Here is a 23,190-nt window from a genome sequence, read left to right as displayed (position 1 = left end):
AGCAGTGCCTATACTCAAAGCATCCCACTCAACGGAGCGCGCTATGCCACTACCCGACTTTCACTCTTCCGAGCCGTTCACGCTGGGCATTGAGCTCGAACTGCAGGTGGTCAATCCGCCGGGATACGATCTCAGTCAGGACTCTTCGGCGCTGATTGCTGCCGTCAAAAACGACATCAAAGCCGGTGAGGTCAAACACGATATCACCGAAAGCATGCTCGAAATTGCCACCGGAGTTTGTCACAACATCGACCAGGCAGCCGCGCAGTTTTCCGCCATGCAGCAGGCGATCCTGCGTGCAGCAAGCGATCAACATATTCAGATTGCCGGCGGCGGGACGCACCCGTTCCAGAAGTGGCAGCGTCAGGAAGTGTGTGACGATGAGCGTTACAATCACAATCTGGAGCTGTTTGGGTATCTGATTTTGCAGGCGACGGTGTTTGGTCAGCACGTGCACATCGGCTGTCGCAACGGCGATGATGCCATCTATTTGCTGCACGGCCTGTCGCGCTTCGTCCCTCATTTTATTGCCCTTTCCGCCTCGTCACCGTATATGCAGGGCAGCGATACGAAGTTTGCGTCGTCGCGACTCAACATCTTCTCGGGTTTCCCGGATAACGGCAAAATGCCGTGGGTGAGCAACTGGCAGGAGTTTGAAGGGTTGTTCCGCCGTCTCAGCTACACCAGCATGATCGACACCATTAAAGACATACACTGGGATATTCGCCCCAGCCCGGATTTTGGTACCGTCGAAGTGCGGGTGATGGACACGCCGCTGACGCTGGCGCACGCCATTAATATTGCCGGGCTGATTCAGGCGACCGCGCACTGGCTGCTGACCGAACGTCCCTATAAGCATCAGGAACAGGATTATTTGCTGTATAAATTTAACCGTTTCCAGGCGTGTCGTTACGGTTTAGACGGGCTGCTCACTGACGTGAAGACCGGCGAACAGAAAACCATTGCCGACGATATGACGTGGCTGCTGGATCGCGTTGCGCCCTCCGCCCAAAAGCTGGGTGGCGCAAGCGCGATTGCAGAGATTGCCCTGATGTTAAAGCAGGGCAAAAGTGAAGCACAGCGGATGCGGGACTTTATCGCCGACGGCGGCTCGCTTATCTCGCTGGTGCAAAAGCACTGTGAGCTGTGGGCTACTCACCCGTAAGCCGGTGCCCCCACTCGCGCAGACGCTGGAACAGCACAAACAGCGCCGGGATAAAGACGATCCCCACCACGGTGGCCACCAGCATGCCGCTGAACACCGTGGTGCCGATGATTCGGCGGCTCTGGGCACCCGCCCCCGTTGCGAGCATCATCGGCAGAACGCCGATAATAAACGACACTGCGGTCATCATCACCGCGCGAAAACGGCGCGATGCCCCTTCGCGGGCGGCATCGACAATCGCCATCCCTTCATTGCGCCGCGAGCGGGCGAACTCAACGATCAGAATGGCATTTTTAGCCGCCAGCGCAATCAGCAGTACCAGCCCTATCTGCACGTAAACGTCGTTGGCATACCCCGCAATCCATAGCCACGTCAGCGCACCGCCGATGGCGAACAGCACCGAAAGCATCACGCTGGCGGGCAGCGTCCAGCTTTCATACTGGGCGACAAGGAACAGCCACGCCATCACCACCGCCGCGAGCACGATCCAGACCGCCTGATTACCCGTCTGCTGCTCCTGATACGACATTCCGCTCCACGCGTAGTCATAGCCTGCTGGCAAATTATCGACCAGCAGTTGGCCCATCGCCGCCATTGCGGTGCTGCTGCTCACGCCCGGCGCGGCAGAACCGCTGACCGAAACGGATGGGAACTGGTTGTATTGCTGCAAAAACGGTGCGCCAACGGTCGGCGCGATCGTCACCAGATTACTCAAGCGCACCCGCTCGCCGTTATTACTGCGCACGTACAGCTCGCTGATTTGCTCCGCGCGCTCACGCCACTGCATCTCGTTTTGTATCACCACGTGATAGACACGGTTGTTGATGCTGAAATCCCCGGCGCGCGTGCCGCCAAATGCCGTTTGCAGACTGCTGAAAATACGTGAAACCGGGACGTCCAGACGCGCGGCGCGCTCGCGATCCACGCTCAGCGTCAACTGAGGCACATTGCTGCTCCAGGTTGTGAAGACCCGGCTGAGCTGCGGATGCTGGTTGGCTTTCGCCAGAATCTCACGGGTGACGCGCTCAAGATCCGCCGGGCTTTGACCCGCCTGGGCCTGGATACGCAAATCGAAGCCAGACGCGTTGCCCAGCCCCGGCAGCGTTGGCGGCGCAAAGGTCATGATCGTCGCTTCCGGTAGCGCCAGCAGTTGACGTTGCAGCGTGCCCATCACCTCATCCAGCGGCGGGCGTTCGCTCCAGTCTTTCAGCATTACCGAGACAAACCCGCCGTTTGAGGCGCTGGTGCCGTTGAGGAGATTAAAACCAGACACCTGAATCACGTCGGCCACGGCCGGATTGGCCGCAATCAGCTGGCGTGCCGTGGTCATCACCGCTTCGGTGCGCTCCAGTGACGCGGCCTCCGGCAACTGCACGCTGGCAAAGAAATAGCCCTGATCTTCCTGCGGCAAGAAGGCTTTTGGCATGGCGGTAAAGCTGAAAACGACCACTGCCGCCGCGCCTGCGGTGGCAATAAGCGCCAGCACAGGGCGATGATTTAAGACGTTGACCAGACGTGCGTAGGCATCGCGCGTGGTATCAAGACCGCGATTAAAACCGCGGAAAATCGCCGCCGGACGCGCAGGTCGTGGGCGCAGCAACATAGCGCACAGCGCGGGTGTTAGCGTCAGCGCCACCAGGCTTGAAAACGTCACGGCGGTAGAAAGCGTCACCGCAAACTGGCGATACAGCTCGCCGACAATCCCCGGCAGCAGCGCCACCGGAATAAACACCGCCAACAGCACGAGCGTGGTGGCAATCACCGGTCCGGCAATCTGACGCAGCGCAAGCGCGGTCGCCGACGTACGGCTTTGCCCTTCTGCCATCAGGGTTTCGACGTTTTCAACCACCACAATCGCGTCGTCCACCACCATCGTCAGCGCCAGAATAATGGCAAACAGGCTTAGCGTGTTGGCGGAATAGCCCAGCGCATACAGCATCGCGAACGTGCCGATGAGCGACACGGGGATCGCGATAGCGACAATCAGCGTCGCGCGCCAGCTTTGTAAAAACAGAGAGACAATCACCACCACGGCAAGCAGCGTCAGCGCCAGCGAGACGCCAATCTCTTTGATCGTGGCCGCCACAAACTCGGTGGTGTCGAATTTCACTTCATAAGCAAGATCCGCCGGGAAACGTGCGGACAAGCGTTCAAGCTCGCCGCGCACCGCTTCCGCCACCCGCAAGGCGTTGGCTGATGGCGTGGGATAGATGCCTAAATAGGCGGAGTCATGGCCGTTAAGCTGCGCGCCAGAACTGTAGCTGCGCGATCCCAGCTCGATGTTCGCGACCTCCTTCAGGCGTACCAGTTGCCCCATTTCTCCCGCGCGAATAATGATATCGCCAAAGGCGTCGGCTTCATTCAGCCGCCCCAGTCCGTTGATGGTCAGCGTTTGCTGTTGGCCGTTAAACACCGGCGGCGTACCGACCTGCCCCGCAGCCCCCTGCACGTTTTGCTCGCGCAGCGCCTGTGAAATATCATCCGTCGTCACGTTCAGCGCGTTCATGCGATCCGGTCGCAGCCAGATGCGCATGCTGAAATCACGTGCACCAAAAACCTGCACCTGACCCACGCCCGGCAGACGTGCCAGCGCTTCACGGATCTGGGTGCTGGCATAGTTACTGACAAACAGCAGCGAATGGGTTTGTTCAGGTGAGTAAAGGCTTACCCCCATCATCAAATTGGTGGCGCGCTTGCGCACCTGAACGCCATTTTGCTGTGCATCGGCGGGCAGTTGCGCCACGGCCTGCGCCACGCGGTTTTGCACGTCGATCGCCGCCAAATCCGCGTCGGTTCCCGCCGCAAAGGTGATATTCAGGCTGTACGAGCCTTCATCCGAACTGGTCGATTCCATATACAGCATGTGATCCACGCCGTTGATCTGCGTCTCCAGCGGCGTAGCGATGGCCTCCGCCACGTCAGCCGCACTGGCGCCCGGCCAGCTGGCTGACACATTCACTACCGGCGGCGTGATTTGCGGATATTGCTCCACGGGGATCAGCTTCAGCGCGATGGCGCCGAGCAGGGTGATCACCAGCGCAATCACCATGGCGAAACGCGGGCGTTTAATGAAAAACGTCAGCATAGTAGCTCCTTAGTTCGCAACCTGAACGACAACACCGGCCTGCAAGCGCTGCGCACCGTCCGTCACCACGCGCTCATTCGGCTTGACGCCGCTTTGCACAATAAACTGCTGGCCGATTTGCCCCCCGAGGGTCAGCGCACGTTTTTCTGCGATGTCGCGATCGTTAACGACCCAGGCGTAAAAACCGGCGTCGTTTTGCTGAACCGCGGCCGCCGGAATCACCAGCGTCTTCAGCTCAATCTGCGGTCGTAGAAACACATTCACGTTACCGCCGGGCAGCAGACGATGCTGCGGATTGGCGAATTCGGCGCGAAGCATCACGCTCGCCGTCCGCGGATCGATGCGGTTATCCACCGAGGTGAGCGTGCCGTTTATACGCTGGTCGCCGTTTTGAATTTGCGCCAGCCACGCGCTTTTCATGGCGCTGAGATCCGCGTGTGCCCCGGCTTTCGCCGCAAATACCCCCTCTTCGACGGCAAAGGCAACCCGCACCGGATCGAGCTGGACTACCTCAACCAGCACACCGCTTGCCGGATTCACCAGGCTGCCGGTGTGGAACTGGCTGTGCCCCATTCGTCCACTGATGGGTGCGGTGATACGGGTGAAACCGAGCGTGACCTTGCGGGCTTCAAGACGCGCTTTGGCCTGTTCGAGCGCCGCGCGTGCCACGTCACGCTGCATCAGGGCGTTATCGACGTCGTGTCGGCTGATGGCGTTGCTGGTACCGAGGCTTTGAAAGCGCGTGAGTTGCTGCTGCGCCTGACGTAGCGTGGCTTCAGCGCTTTGCACTTCGGCCTGCGCCAGTCGCACCGCCGCGCGCGGTTCAGCGTCATCAAGTTCAAAAAGGGCGTCGCCTTGCCGGACGTATTGCCCGTCGCGGAAATGCACCTGGGTGATCACCCCTTCCGTGCGGGCGCGAAGTTCAACGGTATGGATCGCCTCGACGCGGCCAGGGATCTGACGTTCAGAGGCGTGATCCGTTTGGTTAACGGTGGCGACGCGCACCGGAATGGCTGCGGCAACAGCGGTTTGCAGGGTGCAGGCAAGGAAAGCGCAGGCCGTGGCGATGCGCAGAAAAGTCGTTTTCATGGAAGTGCCTCGTTGAAATCCCCTCACCCCGCCCCTCTCCCGGAGGGAGAGGGAGGTGAACATCCCCGTCACCCGCAGTGAGTGTGGTTAGAGTCCTCTATCACCAGGGAGTGGAATATTAAAATCCCCTCTCCCACACCGGGTGCTATTAGAGTTCCCTCTCCCCGTGGGAGAGGGTTAGGGTGAGGGCAAAAGTTATGCAGCTTTACGGAACCTGCGCGTCAGTCGCTTCTCAATTTCGACAATAAAGAACATCGCCCCGGCAATCACCAGCGTAATGCCCCAGTAGCGCAGCGGCAGCGCTTCGGTGCCGAACAGCATCTGCATAAACGGCAGGTAGATAATCGCCAGTTGCAGCAGAAGCAGCACGCCCGTCACCAGCCAGATCCCTTTGTTTGCCAGCAGGCCACGGTTCAGAGAGAACCCGTTGGTGTTACGGCAGTTGATCATGTAGACCCACTGCGCACTCACCAGCATTTGCAGCAGCACGGTGCGGATGAATTCGGCGCTGTGGCCGCGTGGCGCGAGCCAGGCTTCGAGGGCAAACGCGGCAATCGCAATCAACGTACCGACGAACGCCACACGCCAGACCGCAAAGGCGTCCATAACGTGCTGTCCGGTTTGACGCGGCGGACGCTTCATGATGTTGCGCTCGGCCGCTTCAAATGCCAGACCGAAGGAGAGCGTGGCGGACGTCGCCATGTTCATCCACAAAATCAGCACCGGCGTCAGCGGAATAATGTTCCCCGCCAGCAGCGCAATCACAATCAGCAGCCCCTGCGCCAGGTTGGTCGGCATAATAAACAGGATGGTTTTCTTCAGGTTGTCGTAGACACGACGCCCCTCTTTGACCGCGCTGGCGATGGTGGCAAAGTTGTCATCGGTGAGCACCATATCAGCGGCCTCTTTGGTCACTTCCGTGCCTTTGATGCCCATCGCGATGCCGACATCCGCCTGACGCAGCGCGGGCGCATCGTTCACCCCATCACCGGTCATGCCGACGATTTCACCTTTCTGCTGCAAGGCTCTCACGAGGCGCAGCTTATGCTCCGGGCTGGTACGGGCGAAAATGTCATATTCCACCGCTGCCTCTGCCAGCTCCGCATCGTCCATGTGCTCCAGCTCATAGCCCGTCACCGCCTGCGCGCTGTTGGTAATACCCAGCATTTGTCCAATGCTCATCGCCGTTTGCGGGTGGTCACCGGTGATCATCTTCACGCGAATCCCGGCCTGCTGACAGGCGTGGATGGCGTCGATAGCCTCCGGGCGCGGCGGGTCCATCATGCCGGCGATCCCAAGGAATATCAGCCCGTTGCTCAGGTCATCGTGGCTCAGCGTCTCCTGCCCTTCTGGCGCCGGTTTAAAGGCGGCAGCGACCATGCGCAGGCCCTGACGCGCATAGCGCTCCATCTCCGTTTCCCAGTACGCACGGTTAAACGCCTGGGCACCGCTGCGGGTTTGCTGCTGGTCGCACAGGCCGAAAATCACATCCGGTGCGCCGGTGATCAGAATTTGCTCTTCACTGCCGATCTGGTAGTGCGTGCTCATGTACTTGTACTGCGAGTCAAACGGGATTTTGCCAATCAGCGTGGTGACAACAGGTGCGAGATTCGCTTTCGCCGCCAGCACTTTCAGTGCGCCTTCGGTCGGCCCGCCGGTGATGCCCCACAAACCGCGCTCATCCTGCATCATCTGACTGTCGTTGCAGAGATCGATGGTGCGCAGATAGTGCTCCAGCACCGTTCCCTGCTGGATTTGCACCGGCTCGTCGCTACCCTCAAGGCAGATATCGCCCACCGGCTCGTAGCTATTGCCTTCGACGCGATAACAGCTGTCGGCGGTGATAATCGCTTTAACGGTCATTTCGTTCATGGTCAGCGTGCCGGTTTTATCGGAGCAGACCACGGTCATCGCGCCCAGCGTTTCGACGGTCGGCAGCTTGCGGATAATGGCTTTTTTGCTCGCCATTGCCTGCACGCCGAGGGACAAAATAATGGAGATAATCGCAGGCAGGCCTTCCGGAACGGACGCCACCGCGAGGCTAATCAGGGACAGCAGCAGCTCGCCAAGCGGAATATCACGCAACAACATGCTGAAGACAAACAGCGCGGCCATCATCACCAGAATCAGCGCGAAAATCGCTTTGCCGAGCTTGTCCATCTGCACCAGCAGCGGCGTGCGGTGCTTTTCGATCCCCGCCATCATCTGGTTAATGTGGCCAAGCTCAGTGTCCTGCCCGGTGGCAATCACGACGCCTACACCGCCACCTGCGCTCACGGTCGTACCGGAGAACACCAGGTTGGTGCGATCGCCCAGCGATAATTCACCGGTCAGAGGAAGAATATGCTTATCCACGACCGTGGATTCACCGGTCAGAATCGCTTCTTCTACGCGTAAATTATGCGCTTCAATCAGTCGCATATCCGCAGGAATTCTGTCACCGGCACGCAGCACAATAATATCGCCTGGTACAATTTCGGTCGTCGGAATGGTTTCGTGCACTCCATTTCGAATAACCCGTGCTTCGCTCGAAAGCATATTTCGAATACTTTGCAGCGATTTTTCGGCGTTACTTTCCTGAATATGACCAATCAAGGCGTTAATCACCGCCACGCCTAAAATGACCAGCGTATCGACCCAATGCCCCATTAGCGCGGTTAATAATGCCGCCGCCAGCAGGACATAAATCAGCACATCGTTAAAATGGGCCAGAAAACGCAGCCATGCCGGTTTGCCTTTTTTCTCAGGCAACGCGTTGGGGCCGTATTGCTGCAATCGAGCCTGAGCTTCCTCACGCTCCAACCCATTGGTGTTACTCTTTTTTTCTGCGAGAACCTGCTCTACCGTCTGGTGGTAAGGCCGATTTTCGGTGTTCATTTTGTTGGTCATAGATACATTTCCTTTAATATCCGGTGGACGTAAGCCTGAATTCCTTTCTGGCTTTAATTATTCACGTTTTACTGTTTAACGCTTGCAGAGTTATTTTCAGCATCGCAATATATTGCCAGTTGCGTAATTAAATTCTGTAGGTCATTATTTCGATAAGATGATTTTTACAAAATGTTTCTAAACGATAACTAAACGAGGGATAGCATGTTTGGGATTAATAGCACGCGGCGTCTGGCTTTGTATGTCGTTGTTGCAATTGTTATTGCAACGTTAATTGGATATAGCACATATACGTTTGTAAAATTCTTCGCCTGAGCGTGACAATAATTTACATAAAGACAGAGTAATTTAATTGCAGACGCGTTATTAAATTAATGTGCGAATATTTGGCGGGTTATTTTTGATTTATTATCGAAAAAGGTTAATTCGGGTTGATATTGCTTTACGTTGCAAGATCCCGGACAATAACTTTTTTAACTGATGATTAACAATAATATGAAGCACCCGTTAGAGTCACTGTTAACGGCAGGAGGCATTTTGCTGATGGCACTGCTCTCCTGCCTGCTGCTCCCCGCGCCCTCTTTTGGACTCACCGTCGCGCAGAAACTGGTCGCACAGTTCCATCTGATGGATTTGAACCAGCTCTACACGATTGTCTTCTGCCTGTGGTTTTTACTGCTCGGCACCGTAGAGTTTTTTGTGCTGCGATTCGTCTGGCGCCGCTGGTTTTCACTGGCCGCGTAATCCGCTGAAATCCCGCATCCCGTGGATGAGCGCTTCACACCAGGCCGTATCGGCGGATAGCGCAATGCAGCCCACGATGACGCAACTCCTCTGCCATATAATCGGCATAGTCAGGGTTTGGCACGCGTCTGGCGTGGTCACAGTGTCCGTCGAACAGGATTGAAAAATATAAAAACAAATCTGTTATGAAATTCGCGTGAGCAACAGGAAGAATGACAAGCGGCAGGCGTGATTGCGAAAAAGTAGTCTACATCTGGTCAGCGTCGACCCCGGTAACCGAACGTTACCGGGGTACAGTTTCAGTGCGTTTGAACGTGATTTTCTTTGCGGTACGCGCCAGGCGGCTGGTTGAACGTGCGCGTGAAGATGCGGGTAAACGTCTGCTGAGAATCAAACCCATAGCGCAGACAGATATCGTACACCCGCTCATCCGACTCACGCAGATCCTTCGCCGCCAGCAGCAGTTTACGCTCGCGGATATAACGCCCCAGGCTTTCGCCTTTGTATTGCATAAACAGACGCTGCAAATGCCATTTGGAATACCCTGCGTGGCGGGCGATCTCTTCTATGCGCAGCGGTTGATGAAGATTATCGTCAATCCATTCGACGATGGTGTCGATGACCTGAGCGGAAATCGTCATGCTGCTCTCCCCCTCTGTTACCTGATTAATCATTATTCCCACCACTCACTAAATTGCTGCGTCGTATCATTAACATGCACGGGCTCACCCAATTCAGGGGTCAGCAAACGATAATTTTTGTCCTGACTGGCGCGCGTCAGCTGAATCACCGGATCGTTCCAGGTGTGTTTCGCCAACACAAATCGCCCGTAATGCCCCGGCACCACCGCTTTGGCGTTGACATCCGCCGCCGCCTGCGCCGTCTGTTCAGGCAACATATGAATGTATTTCCAGTCCTGGTCGTATTGTCCGTTTTCCATAATCGCCAGATCGACGTCGCCAAACTGCTCGCCGATGGCTTTGAAGTGCGGACCATAGCCAGAATCACCGCTGTAATAGACTTTCTGCTCTGGGGTGACGAACATAAAGCTCGCCCACAGCGTCTGATTGCGCTTGAGCCCGCGTCCGGAGAAATGACGCGCCGGAAGCACGTGAATCATCAGGTCATCGTTAATGCGGACCGTCTGATTCCAGTCGCGTTCGTCAATGATTGATGCGTCCATGCCCCAGTAACGCAGGTGCGATCCCACGCCAAGCGGCGTTACGACGCGCTTCACTTTGGGCATCAGGGCTTTGATAGTGGCGTAATCCAGATGGTCATAATGGTCATGCGAAATAATCAGCAGGTCGATTTCCGGCATGTTTTCGGCGCGCCACGGATATTCCCCGGCGAAGGCTTTGTTCAGAAACGAAAACGGCGCGGCGTAATTGCTGAAAACCGGATCGATGAGGATGCGTTTGCCTGCCAGCTGTAGATACCAGGACGAGTGACCGAGCCACACCAGCGTGTCCTGTTCCAGTGGCAGGCTGGCCAGATCGGTTTTGACAAGCGGCAACGGCTGCGCAGGACGGGCGTTTTCGCGTTTGGTGACGAGAAATTCCCACCATGCCGCCAGCATGCTTTTGTCGCCGCTGTAGCCCGGCGTCGGGAGTTGGTTATGGAACTGCCCGTCGCGATAATGCGGCGAAGCCTCTATTTCACTAAGCTGCTCACCCTGCGGCGACTGGCCAAATCCGGCATTCAGTACAAAGGGTAAACTTGCCGCGGACGCTATAATCATGACAAACACCATGCTGATTAAAAGAGGCTTTTTCATATCCTGACCCGAATACGCGCCCCATCCGATGGTTTACGCGGGTTAAACTTGATTATGAGTGAGTAAGCACTCATTATAGATGTGATGAATATATCGTCAAGACGTTTTCGATCTTTGACATTCCGCGTTGCAGCGTGGAAGAGAGCATGTTTCAATCGTGGTTTTTGTAAATTTGATGCACGGCATCATTCAATCTTAAGCAAGGCGGCAAGGCGGAAAACCTCAGATGCACGGATAACTGTGCGACTGAGATTTTGAGCATAGCCCACGCAGCGCGAGAGTGACGAATGAGGTGCATGGAGGGGAATACGTGGCACGTCCGAAGAGTGAAGATAAACGACAAGCGTTACTGGAAGCGGCTACTGTGGCCTTTGCGCAGTCAGGCATTGCGGCGTCGACCGCGCTGATCGCCCGAAACGCGGGCGTTGCCGAAGGCACTCTGTTTCGCTACTTCGCGACCAAAGACGATCTGCTGAATGCCCTCTATCTGCACCTGAAACAGGATTTGTGCCAGACCATGCTAGCAAATCTTGACCGTGCCCTGAGCACGCCGAAAGAACATACCCGCAATATCTGGAACAGCTACGTTGACTGGGGCATCCGCAATCCGATTGCCCACGGCGCAATCCGCCAGCTGGGCGTGAGCGAGAAAATCAACGCCGAAACCGAACAGGCGGTGCATGATATGTTCCCGGAACTTCATGAGCTGTGCCGCCGCTCGGTGCGCCAGGTCTTTATGTCAGACGAATTCCGTACCTTTGGCGATGCGATTTTCCTGTCGCTTGCTGAGACGACGATGGCCTTCGCCACTCGCGATCCGTCGCGTGCGAAGGAATTTAAAGCCCTGGGATTTGAATCAATGTGGCGAGCGCTCGCCATCGAGGATGTTAATGGACAGTAAATCACTGAAGGAACATGCGCACCGCGTGGCGCTGGAATTGCCTTTTATCGAGCACTGCTGGCCGTTTGGCCCGGAATATGATGTGTTTAAGGTCGGCGGCAAAATTTTCATGCTCACTGCCGTAGCCCGCGGGCGTCAGCACGTCAGTCTGAAATCCGATCCTGAAAAATCCCTGCTCAATCAGCAAATTTACCGCGGTATTGAACCCGGCTATCACCTGAATAAAAAGCACTGGATTTCGATTTACGCCGCCGATGATATTACGCCGGAACTGGTCACCGATTTGGTGCTCGATTCCTGGAATTTGGTTGTCGATAAGCTGCCTAAAAAAGACCAAAAGCGCATTCGTCCAACCTGATTGTTCATCATGGCCGAACAGTATAAGCGCATTTAACGCACTTATCTTTTCCCGCTTACGCTTGTATTCTGCTTTTCTTTCGCGCCCGCGCATGGGCGAATTTCACTCCAGGAGCCGTTATGGATATCATTTCCGTTGCCCGCAAGCGCCACTCAACGAAGGCGTTCGACCCGAATTTCAAACTGACAGCAGAACAAGCAGAAAAAATTCAAACGCTGCTGCAATTCAGCCCGTCCAGCACCAACTCTCAGCCGTGGCACTTCATCGTTGCCAGCACTGAGGAAGGCAAAGCACGCGTCGCTAAATCAGCAGCTGGCACATACGTTTTCAACGAACGCAAAATGCTGGATGCGTCACACGTGGTGGTGTTCTGCGCCAAAACCGCAATGGACGACGCATGGCTTGAGCGCGTGGTGGATCAGGAAGACGCAGATGGGCGTTTTGACACGCCAGAAGCCAAAGCAGCCAACCACAAAGGCCGCTGCTACTTCGCGGATATGCACCGCGTTGATCTGAAAGATGACGATCAGTGGATGGCGAAACAGGTTTACCTGAACGTTGGCAACTTCCTGCTGGGCGTTGGCGCGCTGGATCTGGACGCCGTACCGATTGAAGGCTTCGACGCCGCGATCCTCGACGCCGAATTTGGCCTGAAAGAAAAAGGCTTCACCAGCCTGGTGGTTGTGCCCGTGGGTCGCCACAGCGTGGAAGATTTCAACGCCTCTCTGCCGAAATCCCGCCTGCCGCTGAGCACCATTATCACCGAGTGCTAATCGCTTTTGGCACGCCGTTCTGCGGTGTGCCAAATTTTCTCGGCGTATCGCCCAATCACCGCCAACGACCCCGCCAGAATCAGGAAGAAAATCACTTTATTCATCCCGTCCCAGAAATATTCGAAATAACGGGTATACAGGTTGATTGCCAGAAACGTCAGGCCAAAACCCCGCAGCATCCCGTCGTCCGTTTTCAGGCTGATATAAATACATACCACCGCAGCAACAGCGAAGAGCAGCGCCCACGGGAGTAACGCCTCGCGCGTCATGCCGTACCAGCTATCGATATCGTAATTGCCGAAAATCGACATAATCCACAGGGCGACAAATAAGTACGTCAGCCCCATCGCTTTACTGGTCGTATACAGATTTCGCTGTTGCAGCATCGCGCGCAAAACCCAGCACAACGCCAGCAGCGCGCCGCCGAAGAAGATAAAGCGCACCGGATAATTCATTCCCAGCCAGTATGCACCCCAGCCGGACATATACCCCGTTTGTGCGCCAAACCAGTTGCCGAGCGATAACAAAAAGAACAGCCACACCAGCCCCGAGCGCCCAAAGAATCCCACCAGGCCATACACCGCGCAGCCCGCCAGGAAGAGCGGCGCAATGTGTCCGCTGCCGTTATCCAGCCGCTCGCCCAGTTGCCACAGCGCGATGGCGGTAAACAGGACGCCGAGAAACAGAATCGCTTCTGTAGAGTAATGCCACTGCGTTTCGTGCCGCTGTCGGCTGAATCCCCACAGATAAAACACCACAGCCAGCACGGCGGGCAAACCGATACGGGCGAGCGATGAAAAGGCGAGCAATTCGATAATGCGGGCCATCATGTCGCTGTCAGCAAACAGGCTACCAAAGGCGATAATCACGCATGCCAGCGCAGTCCAGAAGGCGTAACGGCTGAGGCGTTGCCAGTCCATCGCCACGCGTTTTAAGGTGCCCGTCAGGCGGAGATGTTCCTGGTTGCTGAGCGTGCCATCCTGTTCCCATTCGCTGAGCGCGCGGCGCAGCAGGCGTTCTTGTTTGCGGGTGACGTTCATTTCCATTCTCTCTGACTGAAGGTAATGAAAGTATATCAAATTTATTTATCATCACTCCGGGCAGCATAGTGGGATGTTTAATCCCTCCATTCTCATGCTCATTTTGAAAAATAACTTACTGGGAGGTTAAATTAATCGTTGCTGTCGCGTTCGCATTTCCAGATATAACTTTTTTTGTTAGAAAATAACGGGATTTTATTGGAAAACGCTCCTGACCGTCTTCGGAATGTTTAATCTTCAGCGTTTAATTAATTTTCGACCATTACACTTACATGCTTTACGTAAAGAATTATTATCCATAATGTATTGAATAATCAACTTTTCACGCTTAAAGTTTAGCTTTGGATGGCGTATGTTGTGACTCACAAATACCTCAGCCTGTATAATACCGACTTTCTGCTGCAAGATTTTGTGCCTACCTCTGGTATAATTCCGAGATGTCTTTTTAAGAGTCCAACGATATGAAACCAGAAGGCATTATAAAAACACTGATTCATGAAATTTCCGATCCATCGTGTATTCGCCACGGACAGGAACGCACAATTATATCGCTTGATAATTATGAACACGATATGACGTTTATTCTACATGTCGGGACAGTCGCTGTTCACAGAAGTACGGATCAATTGCTGTTAAAATTCACTGAAGCGCCAATGATCATTGGAATGAACGACCTATTTAATATTCATGAAGGAATCTATTATCAGGTTCACGGCCAGGTTAAATATGAGATAAGAAAAAAAAGTGACATTCTCGCCTTGCTTGACAGTAAAAACCTTTGGAAGGAAGCCGCTTATTGCTATATGTATGGCGTAAAAGAGTTGCTTACAGCGCATAAAAAATCAGCAGGTCTAACAACTTACGAACTGATACGTCAAAGTTTAATGACCTTAATGGCTAAAAAAGAGGCGTTACGCCAAACGATCAATACCTGTGACTATATTCAGGAAAAGACCCATATCTCGCGTAGCCGCGTCATGAAAATCCTGAGCGATCTTAAAATCGGTAATTATATCGAGATCGAAAGAGGGGTTTTAATTAAAATCAATAAGCTTCCAAAGACTTATTAATAAAAAAGTGCCCTGCCAGAATCAGAAGGGCGTTTTTATGAGTGATGATTTTCCGCCAGCCACGCCAGCACCTTTTCACCTTCATCATCGACGGGTAAATAAACCAGCAGCCGCGAGCCGTTACGCGGTGCGGAATACCAGTACATCTGCTGCAAATGAAAATCACCGAGCTGTGGATGGGTGAAGAGCTTCAGCTGATTTTCTACTCCTCGCACGTCATAGCCCTGATGCCACAACGTTTCAAACTCTTCCGATACCGCAAAAAACCGTGCCAGCTGCGCTTCCCACTGCGGATCGCCGCGATGCTCTGCCATTGCCGCGCGGAAATAGGAGACAAAAATCGGCAGCGCGTCGGCACGCTTGCCGAGTCGACTGCGCCACGCAGGATGGGTGAGGAAAAGGTAAATACAGTTGCGATCCTCTGCGGGGATCTCGTTGAAATCCACCCCCATCAAATGACCAAAACTGTCATTCCAAGCCACGATATCGAAATTGGGTTTCTGAATGCTGGCAGGTTTGGGCATTAACGTATCGAGTAAACGCCGCGTGCCTTCGCTGATCCCTTCGCACGGTACCTGCGGCGGCACTTCTCCCGGCGGCAATCCTGCCAAAACGAACAGATGACGCGTCTCTGTGGCGGTGCATTGCAGCGCTTTCGCGACCGCCAGCATAACCACGCTGGAGGGATTCACGTCCCTTCCCTGCTCAAGCCAGGTGTACCAGGTCACGCCGACATCGGCCAGCATCGCGACTTCTTCACGGCGCAGGCCCGGCGTGCGTCGCCGTCCGCTGCGCGGTAAACCCAGACGCTGCGGATCAAGACTTTCCCGGCGCGCGCGTAAAAACGCGCCGAGCTGCTTGCGATTCTCATCCTGTAACGACGATACCGGTTCGGTCATCAGCGTCATACCGCCCCCTGCGTAGTAGTGCCAGTACCAGTATAAGCAAGAACTGGTACCCGTTTTTAATTTCCCTGATGCTACGTCCATCTGCTGAATGACGCAATGGAGTTACCATGAATACGTCTGTTGTTTCACCGGGCCGCGCGGGCCTGATATTGCTCTTAACGGGCCAGATGCTGCCGCTGATCGATACCTCGATCACCAACGTGGCGCTGGATTCCATCACGCAGTCGCTGCACACCAGCCCGACGCAGCTTGAACTGATCGTCGCCCTGTACGGCGTCGCATTTGCGGTCTGTCTGGCGCTGGGCAGTAAACTGGGCGATAACCTTGGCCGTCGTCGGCTGTTTATGTGCGGCGTTGCGGCATTTGGCGTGGCATCGTTACTGTGCGGGATGGCGGGAACCGTCGGGCAACTGCTGGCTGCACGCGTATTGCAGGGCGCGGGCGCAGCGCTGATCGTTCCGCAAATCCTCGCGACGCTTCACGTCACGCTAAAAGGCACGGCGCACGCCAAAGCGATCAGCCTGTTTGGCGGTATTGGTGGGATTGCCTTTATCGTCGGGCAGATGGGCGGCGGCTGGCTGGTGTCTGCGGATATCGCCGGGCTGGGCTGGCGGAACGCCTTTTTTATTAACGTGCCGATCTGCTTAGTGGTGCTGGCCTTGAGCCGTCACTACGTCCCCGAAACCCGCCGCGAAACGCCATCGCGCATTGACTGGCAAGGCACCGGCCTGCTGGCCGCGATCCTCTGCTGCCTGCTTTTTCCGATGGCGCTGGGAGCTGAACTTCACTGGCCATGGTTCCTGCAACTGGCGTTAATCGCGGTGATCCCGCTTGGATTGTGGATGCGCGCCAGCGCATTGCGTAAACAACAGCGCGGCGAACATCCTCTGCTGCCCCCGCGTTTGCTCAAACTGACCAGCATCCGTTTTGGAATGCTCATTGCCCTGCTGTTTTTCAGCGCCTGGTCGGGATTTATGTTCTGCATGGCGCTCACGATGCAGTCCGGTCTGGGCATGGCCCCATGGCAATCGGGCAATAGCTTTATCGCGCTGGGCGTGGCCTATTTTGTCTCAGCCTGGTATGCGCCAACACTGATCGCCCGCCACAGCATGGGACGCATTTTACTGACGGGTTTGACGATACAAATCGCAGGTTTACTGCTGTTAATGGCGACATTCTGGCGCTTCGGACAGGCCAATACCGCATTAACCCTGGCGCCTGCCACCGCCCTGATTGGCTATGGTCAGGCGCTGATCGTGAACAGCTTTTACCGAATTGGGATGCGGGACATCAGCAACTGTGATGCGGGAGCCGGAAGCGCCATTCTGAGTACCTTGCAGCAGGCAACGCTGGGCCTTGGCCCCGCCGTGCTCGGCACGTTGTTCCTGATGTTTGAGCGACATAACGGCGGGCACTATCCGCAGGCGATGATCGGTTTTCTCGGCATTGAAGTGCTCATGATGCTGGCGCTGGGCGGAGTTGCGTTGTGGTTGCGCCACCAACTCAATGCGGGCCCCCTCCCCGCCGCATCGTAAAATCCGGCGTAACGTCTCCGGGTTGCATAATAAAAGCGCAACCTTCATGATAAAAAGGAATATATTCAGGAGACGTTATGCAGGAATTAATTGCTCAGGTAGAAGAACTTGGGATCGAAATTAACCACACCACTTCGCTGGTGCTCATCTTTGGCATCATTTTACTCACTGCCGTGATTGTCCACCTTATATTGCATAAGGTGGTTTTGCGCCTGTTCGAAAAACGCGCGCAGGCCAGCGCCCATTTATGGCTGCAAATCATTACGCAGAATAAGTTATTTCATCGTCTGGCCTTCACCCTACAAGGCATTATCGTCAATATTCAGGCGGCGCTGTGGTTACAGAAAGGCAGTGAAGCAGCAGAAATAACCATGACCTGCGCCAGGCTGTGGGTGATGGTCTATGCCCTGCTGTCGTTCTTTTCTTTACTGGATGTAATATTCAATTTTTCGCAAAAATTGGCGACGGCTTCTCAGCTTCCGCTCAAAGGCATATTCCAGGGCGTCAAACTGGTCAGCGCCATTGTGGTGGGGATCCTGATCATTTCGCTGTTAATTGGTCAGTCTCCGGCCATTCTGATCAGCGGTTTAGGCGCCATGGCCGCCGTGCTGATGTTGGTCTTTAAAGACCCCATTCTTGGCCTTGTTGCCGGTATTCAGCTCTCTGCCAACGATATGCTCAAGCCCGGAGACTGGCTGGAAATGCCAAAATACGGCGCTGACGGCGCGGTCACGGATATCGGTCTGACCACCGTCAAAGTGCGCAACTGGGATAACACCATCAGCAATATTCCCACCTGGGCGCTGGTCTCTGATTCGTTTAAAAACTGGAGCGGGATGTCGGCATCGGGTGGACGGCGAATTAAACGCAGCCTGAGCATTGATACCACCAGCATTCATTTTTTGGATGAGGACGAGCAACAAAGTCTGATTAAGGCAAAACTACTCAAGCCCTATATGGCCGCACGTCACGAAGAAATTGATCTGTGGAATCAGGAAAATGGCGAAGGTGAATCGGTATTAAATCTACGCAAGATGACCAATATCGGCACGTTCCGCGCTTACCTGAATGAATATCTGCGCAACCACCCGCGTATTCGCAAAGATATGACGCTGATGGTTCGACAGTTAGCGCCGGATGCGAACGGTCTACCGATTGAAATATACGCCTTTACCAACACGGTGATCTGGGCGGAATATGAAACCATTCAGGCGGATATTTTCGACCATATTTATGCCGTGGTGGAAGAATTTGGCCTGAGAATTCATCAGTCGCCCACCGGGAATGATATCCGTTCACTGGCGGACGCCTTCGCGAAATAAACCTCAGGTGCTGGCGCGTGCCACAAAGCGCCAGTCCAGCATCACTCGCTCCGTGGGTGCATCCGGGTTATCGATTTTGTTCAGCAACAGATCGACCGCTTTGCGCCCGATATCCTGTGACGGCTGCTCGATGGTGCTGAGCTGCGGAGAGACCATTTCAGCCAGTTCGGTGCCATCAAACCCCACGACGGCGATGTCCTGAGGGACGCATAATCCCGCCTGTTCAATGGCGCGCATCGCCCCCGCTGCCAGCGTGTCCGATACTGCAAACACCGCATCCGGGGGATTGTCCGCCAACAGCTTTTTCATTGCCGCCATTCCCGCGCTGGAGCTGAGATCGCTGGCGTACTCCACCACCTGATAATCCAGATCGCGAAGATGTACCACGCTTTTATAACCGCGCTCGCGTAGACGGGCATATTTGTAGCTTAAATCATGGTTGATCAGCGCAATGCGGCGTCGTCCGCTGTCCGCCAGCTGACTGACAACGTGCTGCGACGCGTCCACATCGTTGATCCCCACGCAGGAAACGGTACCTGAATCGGCATATTCGGCGCACTGCACCCACGGTGCATTACCAATCAGCGCCGAGAGTTCCGGAAGTTTTGAGAACGCGTCCATGGTGATAATGCCGTCAACGATTTTACCGGACAGCAGGCTCAAACCAGAACGTGAGCGTTCGATATTGGAACCGGAATTACACAGCAAAATGCGGTAACCTTTTTTCTCGGCTTCGGCTTCGATGCCTTTCACCACTTCTGCACAGAACGGATTGGCGATGTTAGAAACCATCACCAGAATCATATAGCTGCGGGATGTGCGGAGCTGACGCGCCAGCAAGTTCGGCTGATAATTGCTCTCTTTAATCGCCTGCAAAACGCGCTCGCGGTTGTTCGCTTTAACCTTATCGCTGTTATTTAGCACGCGCGAAACGGTAGCGACCGAGACACCGGCCAACTGGGCGATTTTCTGAATTGACATAACGACGGCACATCCTGCGGTTAGCGTTTTACTCAGGCTAACATAAATTTGCTGCCCGGCGAACCGGGCAGCAGGTCACGGCAGGACGCTGACCCAGCGCTGCTGCTGATGGCTTTTCACTATTGCATCAATGATATACATGACGTTTGCGCCATCATAAAAGGTCGCAAACAGCGGTTTTACTGGCATGACGCCTGTCTGCACCGCACGATAAAACTGCGCCATCATGTTCTTAAACGCATCCGGCCAGCCTTCGATATGCCCGCCCGGGAAGTGGGCGCTGTCTGCGGCATCACGATTCATCAGGCCCGGATCGTCCGACAGCGTCTGGTTGGCCTGCGAACGATGGCCAATCCACAGCTGCTGCGGCACTTCCTGATCCCACGCGACTGACTTTTCGCTGCCGTTGATTTCAAAGCTCAGGCGATTTTTACGCCCGGCGCTGACTTGCGAAACGCTAAAGCAGCCCTTGCTACCATCGTCGAAGCGAAACAGCACCGAGCCGAAATCTTCCGTGGTCACCGCTTTGTTCTCAAAAACGGCAGAATCCTGCTGGGTGAACGTTGAGTTGCCCGCCACATTTGCCTTGCGCGTTGGCCAGACGATAGAGAGATCGGCCATCACCTCGACGATCCGTCGCCCGGTGACAAACTGCACCGTGTCGCACCAGTGCGAGCCAATATCAGCGACAGCTCGGGACGCACCACCCAGCGCGGCGTCAACGCGCCAGTTATAATCAGTGTCGAGCAGCATCCAGTCCTGCAAATAGCTGCCGTGCGAGGCAAACAACCGCCCGAGGCTGCCCTCGCGCATCATGCTTTGCGCCTGGCGCACCATCGCGAACTGGCGGTAGACGAAGCCCACGCCGTGGACCACGCCCGCTTGCTCTGCCAGTTCCACCAGTTCACGCGCCTCTTCTGGCGTCATGCACAGCGGTTTTTCTGAGAACACATGTTTGCCCGCCCGTAAAATCTGGCGATTAATTTGCGCATGCAGATGGTTTGGCGTGCAGTTATGCACGACGTGCAAATCCGGATGGGCCAGCAGTTCTTCCACATTCCCGTAAGCGTGAGGAATATTCAGCGCCTGCGCCTTTTCCTGCGCTTGCTCGAGCGTGCCGTCGCACAGCGCGACGACCTGCACAAAGCCGAGTCGTCGCAGCGCCTCGATATGCGCCGGGCCGATGAAACCGCTGCCGATAATCCCGACGTTAATCATGAGAATCTCCTGCAGCAAAGTCGTCAAATGCCCGCCCCGACACCGGAATGATATGGCGACGGATGAACTCACTGCCCTCGCTCGCGCCCGTCTCGCCGTCCTTCATGCAGCATTCCCACTCCAGCACCGCCCAGCCGTCAAAATCGTATTCGGTGAGCTTGCTGAAAATGCCTTTAAAATCGATTTGCCCATCGCCGAGAGAGCGGAAGCGTCCGGCGCGCTTGAGCCACGGTTGATAGCCACCATACACACCGCTGCGCCCGCTCGGGCGGTACTCCGCGTCTTTCACGTGAAATGCTTTGATGCGCGAATGGTAGATGTCGATAAAGGCCAGATAATCCATCTGCTGCAACAGCATGTGGCTGGGATCGTAGAGAATAGAGCAGCGCGGATGGTTATCGACCAGCGCGAGAAAGCGCTCAAACGTCACGCCGTCGTGCAGATCTTCCCCGGGATGCAGCTCAAAACAGAGATCCACGCCGTGCTCATCAAAGTAATCCAGAATCGGTCGCCAGCGATTCGCCAGCTCGCCAAACGCCTCGCGAAAACGCTGCTCGTTGTGCGGTGGCCACGGGTAAACAAACGGCCAGGCCAGCGAGCCTGAGAACGTGGCGTGCGCCGTGAGGCCAAGCTTCGCAGACGCCGCTGCCGCTTGCTTAAGTTTTTCGGTCGCCCACGCCTGGCGCGCCGCATCGTTACCACGAACGGCTGGCGGTGCAAAGTGATCAAACGCCTCGTTATACGCGGGATTGACCGCGATCAGTTGCCCTTCCAGATGCGTGGACAGTTCGCTGATCGCCAGCCCGTATTCAGCCAGTTTCCCCGCGATCTCGTCACAATAGGTCTGACTTTCTGCTGCCTTTTCCAGATCGAAAATCTGCGGATGGTGACAGGGAATTTGCACCGCTTTGTAGCCCTTACCTGCCGCCCACCCCGCCAGCCCGTCGAGCGAGTTGAACGGAGCCTGATTTCCAATAAACTGCGTCAGGAAAATGCCCGGTCCCTTAATCGTTTTCATATCGCCTCCAGAACATTACGCCTTGTCATCGTCATATTTGAACGCGACCAGGAAAATCAGGGCAATCACCGCCGCCGCAACCGCCGGGATCCACCAGAATGTGACCCACGCCTGCGGTACGGTCTGCCCCGCCACCAGGCTGTTATACAACGCGCCGGAAATCTGCGACCCGAGCAGCATGCCGATACCGTAAGTGAACATCACGATCATACTCTGCGCCTGGCCTTTGACCTTTTCGCCCGCCACGCGGTCGGTGTAGATGAAGCCGACAACAAAGAAGAAGTCATAGCACACGCCGTGCAGCAGAATGCCGAGATACAGCAGGAAACGCCCCTCTTCGCTAACGCCCAGCGCAAAGAATGCGTAGCGCACAAACCACGCCAGCATGCCGATCAGCAGCATGTATTTCACGCCGAGACGGCGGAACAACAGTGGGATCACCAGCATAAAGACGATTTCAGACATCTGACCGAAGGACATCGCGGTGCTGACATCCGCGATTCCGGCATCGGCCAGATATGACGCGGTGTAGGCGTAGTAGGTACCCAGCGGAACGGAAATCAGCATCGCGCACAGGGAGAAAATAAAGAAGTGACGGGTTTTGAGCAGTGCGAAGGCGTCCGCACAGAACAGATCGCGAAGTTGTACAGGCAGGCCTTTGGCAGGTGCTGGCGTATGCGGCAACGTCAGGCTGTAGAGCGCCAGCAGCACGGAACTTGCTGCCGCGACCTGGAAAATAGTGACGCTTGAAGAGACGCCCGTGACGCCAATAAACACGCCCGCCACAATCCAGCCGATGGTGCCAAATACGCGCACCACCGGGAACGTCTTATCGACATTATTCAGGCTGTGGAAGGCGATATTATTTGTGAGCGCCAGCGTTGGCATGTAGCAGAGCGTATAGCCAAACAGCAGGCCGATCAGCAGCGCGCCATTTTCAGCCATCAGCGCGCCAGGGACGAACATTAAGATCCCCGCACCTGCCAGATGCATTACCGCCATCACTTTTTGCGACGGGAAGAAACGGTCCACCAGCATGCCGAGCACAAACGGCGAGAGAATCGAGGCGATTGGCCCGGCGGAAAACGCGTCGCCAATCAGCAGAGACATGTTGTGCTGCGTCATCACCAGACCCAGCGTGACGGACCAGCTACCCCAGATAAAAAATTGTAAAAACATCATTAACGATAGACGCGGTACCAGCATTCGGTGCTGGACTACCGCCTTTCCACTACTTTCAGTTGTTGACACCATGATAAGCCTCACCCAGAAAAAGTAATCGATTACAAAACAGTTCAAATGAAAAGTAATCGATTA

The 23,190-nt window shown here is 55.2% G+C and carries 19 protein-coding genes; 8 read left to right on the top strand and 11 right to left on the bottom strand.

Features of this window, described 5'->3' with window-relative positions; translation table 11 throughout:
- The first annotated feature begins 43 nt into the window (after positions 1-43).
- Entirely contained in the window at positions 44-1,165 is a 1,122-nt protein-coding gene (locus AC0LWE_RS15430) for a YbdK family carboxylate-amine ligase (protein WP_219346920.1), read from the top strand.
- Here the strand turns inward: AC0LWE_RS15430 and AC0LWE_RS15425 are convergent.
- The 3 genes from AC0LWE_RS15425 to AC0LWE_RS15415 form a co-directional block, all read right to left on the bottom strand.
- Positions 1,152-4,250, bottom strand: coding sequence for an efflux RND transporter permease subunit (locus AC0LWE_RS15425; RefSeq protein WP_202667230.1), 3,099 nt, complete (start codon positions 4,248-4,250; stop codon positions 1,152-1,154). The two genes, AC0LWE_RS15430 and AC0LWE_RS15425, sit on opposite strands and share 14 nt — an antisense overlap.
- Positions 4,251-4,259: 9 nt before the next feature.
- Positions 4,260-5,339, bottom strand: coding sequence for an efflux RND transporter periplasmic adaptor subunit (locus tag AC0LWE_RS15420; protein ID WP_234593075.1), 1,080 nt, complete (start codon positions 5,337-5,339; stop codon positions 4,260-4,262).
- Between the two features lie 195 nt (positions 5,340-5,534).
- Positions 5,535-8,228, bottom strand: coding sequence for a cation-transporting P-type ATPase (locus tag AC0LWE_RS15415; RefSeq protein ID WP_219346921.1), 2,694 nt, complete (start codon positions 8,226-8,228; stop codon positions 5,535-5,537).
- 495 nt (positions 8,229-8,723) lie between these two features.
- On the opposite strand from AC0LWE_RS15415, the gene AC0LWE_RS15410 reads away from it, so the two are divergent.
- Positions 8,724-8,972, top strand: coding sequence for a DUF1158 domain-containing protein (locus AC0LWE_RS15410; protein ID WP_202667232.1), 249 nt, complete (start codon positions 8,724-8,726; stop codon positions 8,970-8,972).
- 299 nt (positions 8,973-9,271) lie between these two features.
- Here AC0LWE_RS15410 and AC0LWE_RS15405 read toward each other — a convergent pair whose 3' ends face one another.
- Positions 9,272-9,613, bottom strand: a complete 342-nt coding sequence (locus AC0LWE_RS15405; protein ID WP_059178046.1) for a RamA family antibiotic efflux transcriptional regulator — start codon at positions 9,611-9,613, stop codon at positions 9,272-9,274.
- A gap of 32 nt (positions 9,614-9,645) precedes the next feature.
- Positions 9,646-10,749, bottom strand: coding sequence for an MBL fold metallo-hydrolase (locus AC0LWE_RS15400; RefSeq protein WP_219346922.1), 1,104 nt, complete (start codon positions 10,747-10,749; stop codon positions 9,646-9,648).
- A 310-nt stretch (positions 10,750-11,059) separates the two neighbouring features.
- Between AC0LWE_RS15400 and AC0LWE_RS15395 the strand changes: the two genes are divergently transcribed.
- From AC0LWE_RS15395 to nfsB, 3 genes are all read left to right on the top strand, one after another.
- Positions 11,060-11,650 (top strand): TetR/AcrR family transcriptional regulator, encoded by a 591-nt coding sequence (locus AC0LWE_RS15395; protein ID WP_059177994.1) that lies wholly within the window; start codon positions 11,060-11,062, stop codon positions 11,648-11,650.
- A complete protein-coding gene (locus tag AC0LWE_RS15390) occupies positions 11,640-12,008 on the top strand; it encodes an MmcQ/YjbR family DNA-binding protein (RefSeq protein ID WP_131488164.1) in 369 nt (122 codons plus the stop codon). Before AC0LWE_RS15395 ends, AC0LWE_RS15390 begins: the two co-directional genes overlap by 11 nt.
- A 119-nt stretch (positions 12,009-12,127) precedes the next feature.
- Positions 12,128-12,781 (top strand): oxygen-insensitive NAD(P)H nitroreductase, encoded by a 654-nt coding sequence (nfsB, locus tag AC0LWE_RS15385; protein WP_216981763.1) that lies wholly within the window; start codon positions 12,128-12,130, stop codon positions 12,779-12,781.
- Here the strand turns inward: nfsB and AC0LWE_RS15380 are convergent.
- Positions 12,778-13,821: a DUF2157 domain-containing protein gene (locus AC0LWE_RS15380; protein WP_219346923.1), complete on the bottom strand. Its 1,044-nt coding sequence runs from the start codon at positions 13,819-13,821 to the stop codon at positions 12,778-12,780. The genes nfsB and AC0LWE_RS15380 overlap by 4 nt on opposite strands.
- A 461-nt stretch (positions 13,822-14,282) precedes the next feature.
- On the opposite strand from AC0LWE_RS15380, the gene AC0LWE_RS15375 reads away from it, so the two are divergent.
- A complete protein-coding gene (locus AC0LWE_RS15375) occupies positions 14,283-14,891 on the top strand; it encodes a helix-turn-helix domain-containing protein (protein WP_202667237.1) in 609 nt (202 codons plus the stop codon).
- Between the two features lie 35 nt (positions 14,892-14,926).
- Here the strand turns inward: AC0LWE_RS15375 and AC0LWE_RS15370 are convergent, their stop codons facing one another.
- On the bottom strand, positions 14,927-15,799 hold the full coding sequence (locus AC0LWE_RS15370; protein WP_219346924.1) for a helix-turn-helix transcriptional regulator: 873 nt from the start codon (positions 15,797-15,799) through the stop codon (positions 14,927-14,929).
- Between the two features lie 107 nt (positions 15,800-15,906).
- On the opposite strand from AC0LWE_RS15370, the gene AC0LWE_RS15365 reads away from it, so the two are divergent.
- Together AC0LWE_RS15365 and AC0LWE_RS15360 are read left to right on the top strand one after the other, a co-directional pair.
- A complete protein-coding gene (locus AC0LWE_RS15365; protein WP_219346925.1) occupies positions 15,907-17,334 on the top strand; it encodes an MFS transporter in 1,428 nt (475 codons plus the stop codon).
- 77 nt (positions 17,335-17,411) lie between these two features.
- On the top strand, positions 17,412-18,656 hold the full coding sequence (locus tag AC0LWE_RS15360; RefSeq protein WP_219346926.1) for a mechanosensitive ion channel family protein: 1,245 nt from the start codon (positions 17,412-17,414) through the stop codon (positions 18,654-18,656).
- 3 nt (positions 18,657-18,659) lie between these two features.
- Here AC0LWE_RS15360 and AC0LWE_RS15355 read toward each other — a convergent pair whose 3' ends face one another.
- From AC0LWE_RS15355 to AC0LWE_RS15340, 4 genes are all read right to left on the bottom strand, one after another.
- A complete protein-coding gene (locus tag AC0LWE_RS15355; protein ID WP_131488151.1) occupies positions 18,660-19,637 on the bottom strand; it encodes a LacI family DNA-binding transcriptional regulator in 978 nt (325 codons plus the stop codon).
- A gap of 75 nt (positions 19,638-19,712) precedes the next feature.
- A complete protein-coding gene (locus AC0LWE_RS15350; protein ID WP_219346927.1) occupies positions 19,713-20,855 on the bottom strand; it encodes a Gfo/Idh/MocA family protein in 1,143 nt (380 codons plus the stop codon).
- Complete coding sequence (locus AC0LWE_RS15345) at positions 20,848-21,873, bottom strand: sugar phosphate isomerase/epimerase family protein (RefSeq protein ID WP_202694249.1); 1,026 nt, start codon at positions 21,871-21,873, stop codon at positions 20,848-20,850. Before AC0LWE_RS15345 ends, AC0LWE_RS15350 begins: the two co-directional genes overlap by 8 nt.
- A gap of 15 nt (positions 21,874-21,888) precedes the next feature.
- Positions 21,889-23,127 carry an MFS transporter gene (locus AC0LWE_RS15340; protein ID WP_202667243.1) on the bottom strand — a complete coding sequence of 413 codons (1,239 nt, stop codon included), beginning with the start codon at positions 23,125-23,127 and terminating at the stop codon, positions 21,889-21,891.
- Positions 23,128-23,190 lie beyond the last annotated feature (63 nt).

The organism is Lelliottia sp. RD5, assembly GCF_056032945.1.
The sequence above is the reverse complement of the archived record's forward strand: the minus strand, read 5'-3'. Positions and strand labels throughout refer to the sequence as shown.

Excerpts from the sequence above, each read along its gene's own strand:
- AC0LWE_RS15430 (WP_219346920.1), top strand. The coding sequence starts at position 44 with ATGCCACTACCCGACTTTCACTCTTCCGAGCCGTTCACGCTGGGCATT.
- AC0LWE_RS15425 (WP_202667230.1), bottom strand. The coding sequence starts at position 4,250 with ATGCTGACGTTTTTCATTAAACGCCCGCGTTTCGCCATGGTGATTGCG.
- AC0LWE_RS15420 (WP_234593075.1), bottom strand. The coding sequence starts at position 5,339 with ATGAAAACGACTTTTCTGCGCATCGCCACGGCCTGCGCTTTCCTTGCC.
- AC0LWE_RS15415 (WP_219346921.1), bottom strand. The coding sequence starts at position 8,228 with ATGACCAACAAAATGAACACCGAAAATCGGCCTTACCACCAGACGGTA.
- AC0LWE_RS15410 (WP_202667232.1), top strand. The coding sequence starts at position 8,724 with ATGAAGCACCCGTTAGAGTCACTGTTAACGGCAGGAGGCATTTTGCTG.
- AC0LWE_RS15405 (WP_059178046.1), bottom strand. The coding sequence starts at position 9,613 with ATGACGATTTCCGCTCAGGTCATCGACACCATCGTCGAATGGATTGAC.
- AC0LWE_RS15400 (WP_219346922.1), bottom strand. The coding sequence starts at position 10,749 with ATGAAAAAGCCTCTTTTAATCAGCATGGTGTTTGTCATGATTATAGCG.
- AC0LWE_RS15390 (WP_131488164.1), top strand. The coding sequence starts at position 11,640 with ATGGACAGTAAATCACTGAAGGAACATGCGCACCGCGTGGCGCTGGAA.
- nfsB (WP_216981763.1), top strand. The coding sequence starts at position 12,128 with ATGGATATCATTTCCGTTGCCCGCAAGCGCCACTCAACGAAGGCGTTC.
- AC0LWE_RS15380 (WP_219346923.1), bottom strand. The coding sequence starts at position 13,821 with ATGAACGTCACCCGCAAACAAGAACGCCTGCTGCGCCGCGCGCTCAGC.
- AC0LWE_RS15375 (WP_202667237.1), top strand. The coding sequence starts at position 14,283 with ATGAAACCAGAAGGCATTATAAAAACACTGATTCATGAAATTTCCGAT.
- AC0LWE_RS15370 (WP_219346924.1), bottom strand. The coding sequence starts at position 15,799 with ATGACGCTGATGACCGAACCGGTATCGTCGTTACAGGATGAGAATCGC.
- AC0LWE_RS15365 (WP_219346925.1), top strand. The coding sequence starts at position 15,907 with ATGAATACGTCTGTTGTTTCACCGGGCCGCGCGGGCCTGATATTGCTC.
- AC0LWE_RS15360 (WP_219346926.1), top strand. The coding sequence starts at position 17,412 with ATGCAGGAATTAATTGCTCAGGTAGAAGAACTTGGGATCGAAATTAAC.
- AC0LWE_RS15355 (WP_131488151.1), bottom strand. The coding sequence starts at position 19,637 with ATGTCAATTCAGAAAATCGCCCAGTTGGCCGGTGTCTCGGTCGCTACC.
- AC0LWE_RS15350 (WP_219346927.1), bottom strand. The coding sequence starts at position 20,855 with ATGATTAACGTCGGGATTATCGGCAGCGGTTTCATCGGCCCGGCGCAT.
- AC0LWE_RS15345 (WP_202694249.1), bottom strand. The coding sequence starts at position 21,873 with ATGAAAACGATTAAGGGACCGGGCATTTTCCTGACGCAGTTTATTGGA.
- AC0LWE_RS15340 (WP_202667243.1), bottom strand. The coding sequence starts at position 23,127 with ATGGTGTCAACAACTGAAAGTAGTGGAAAGGCGGTAGTCCAGCACCGA.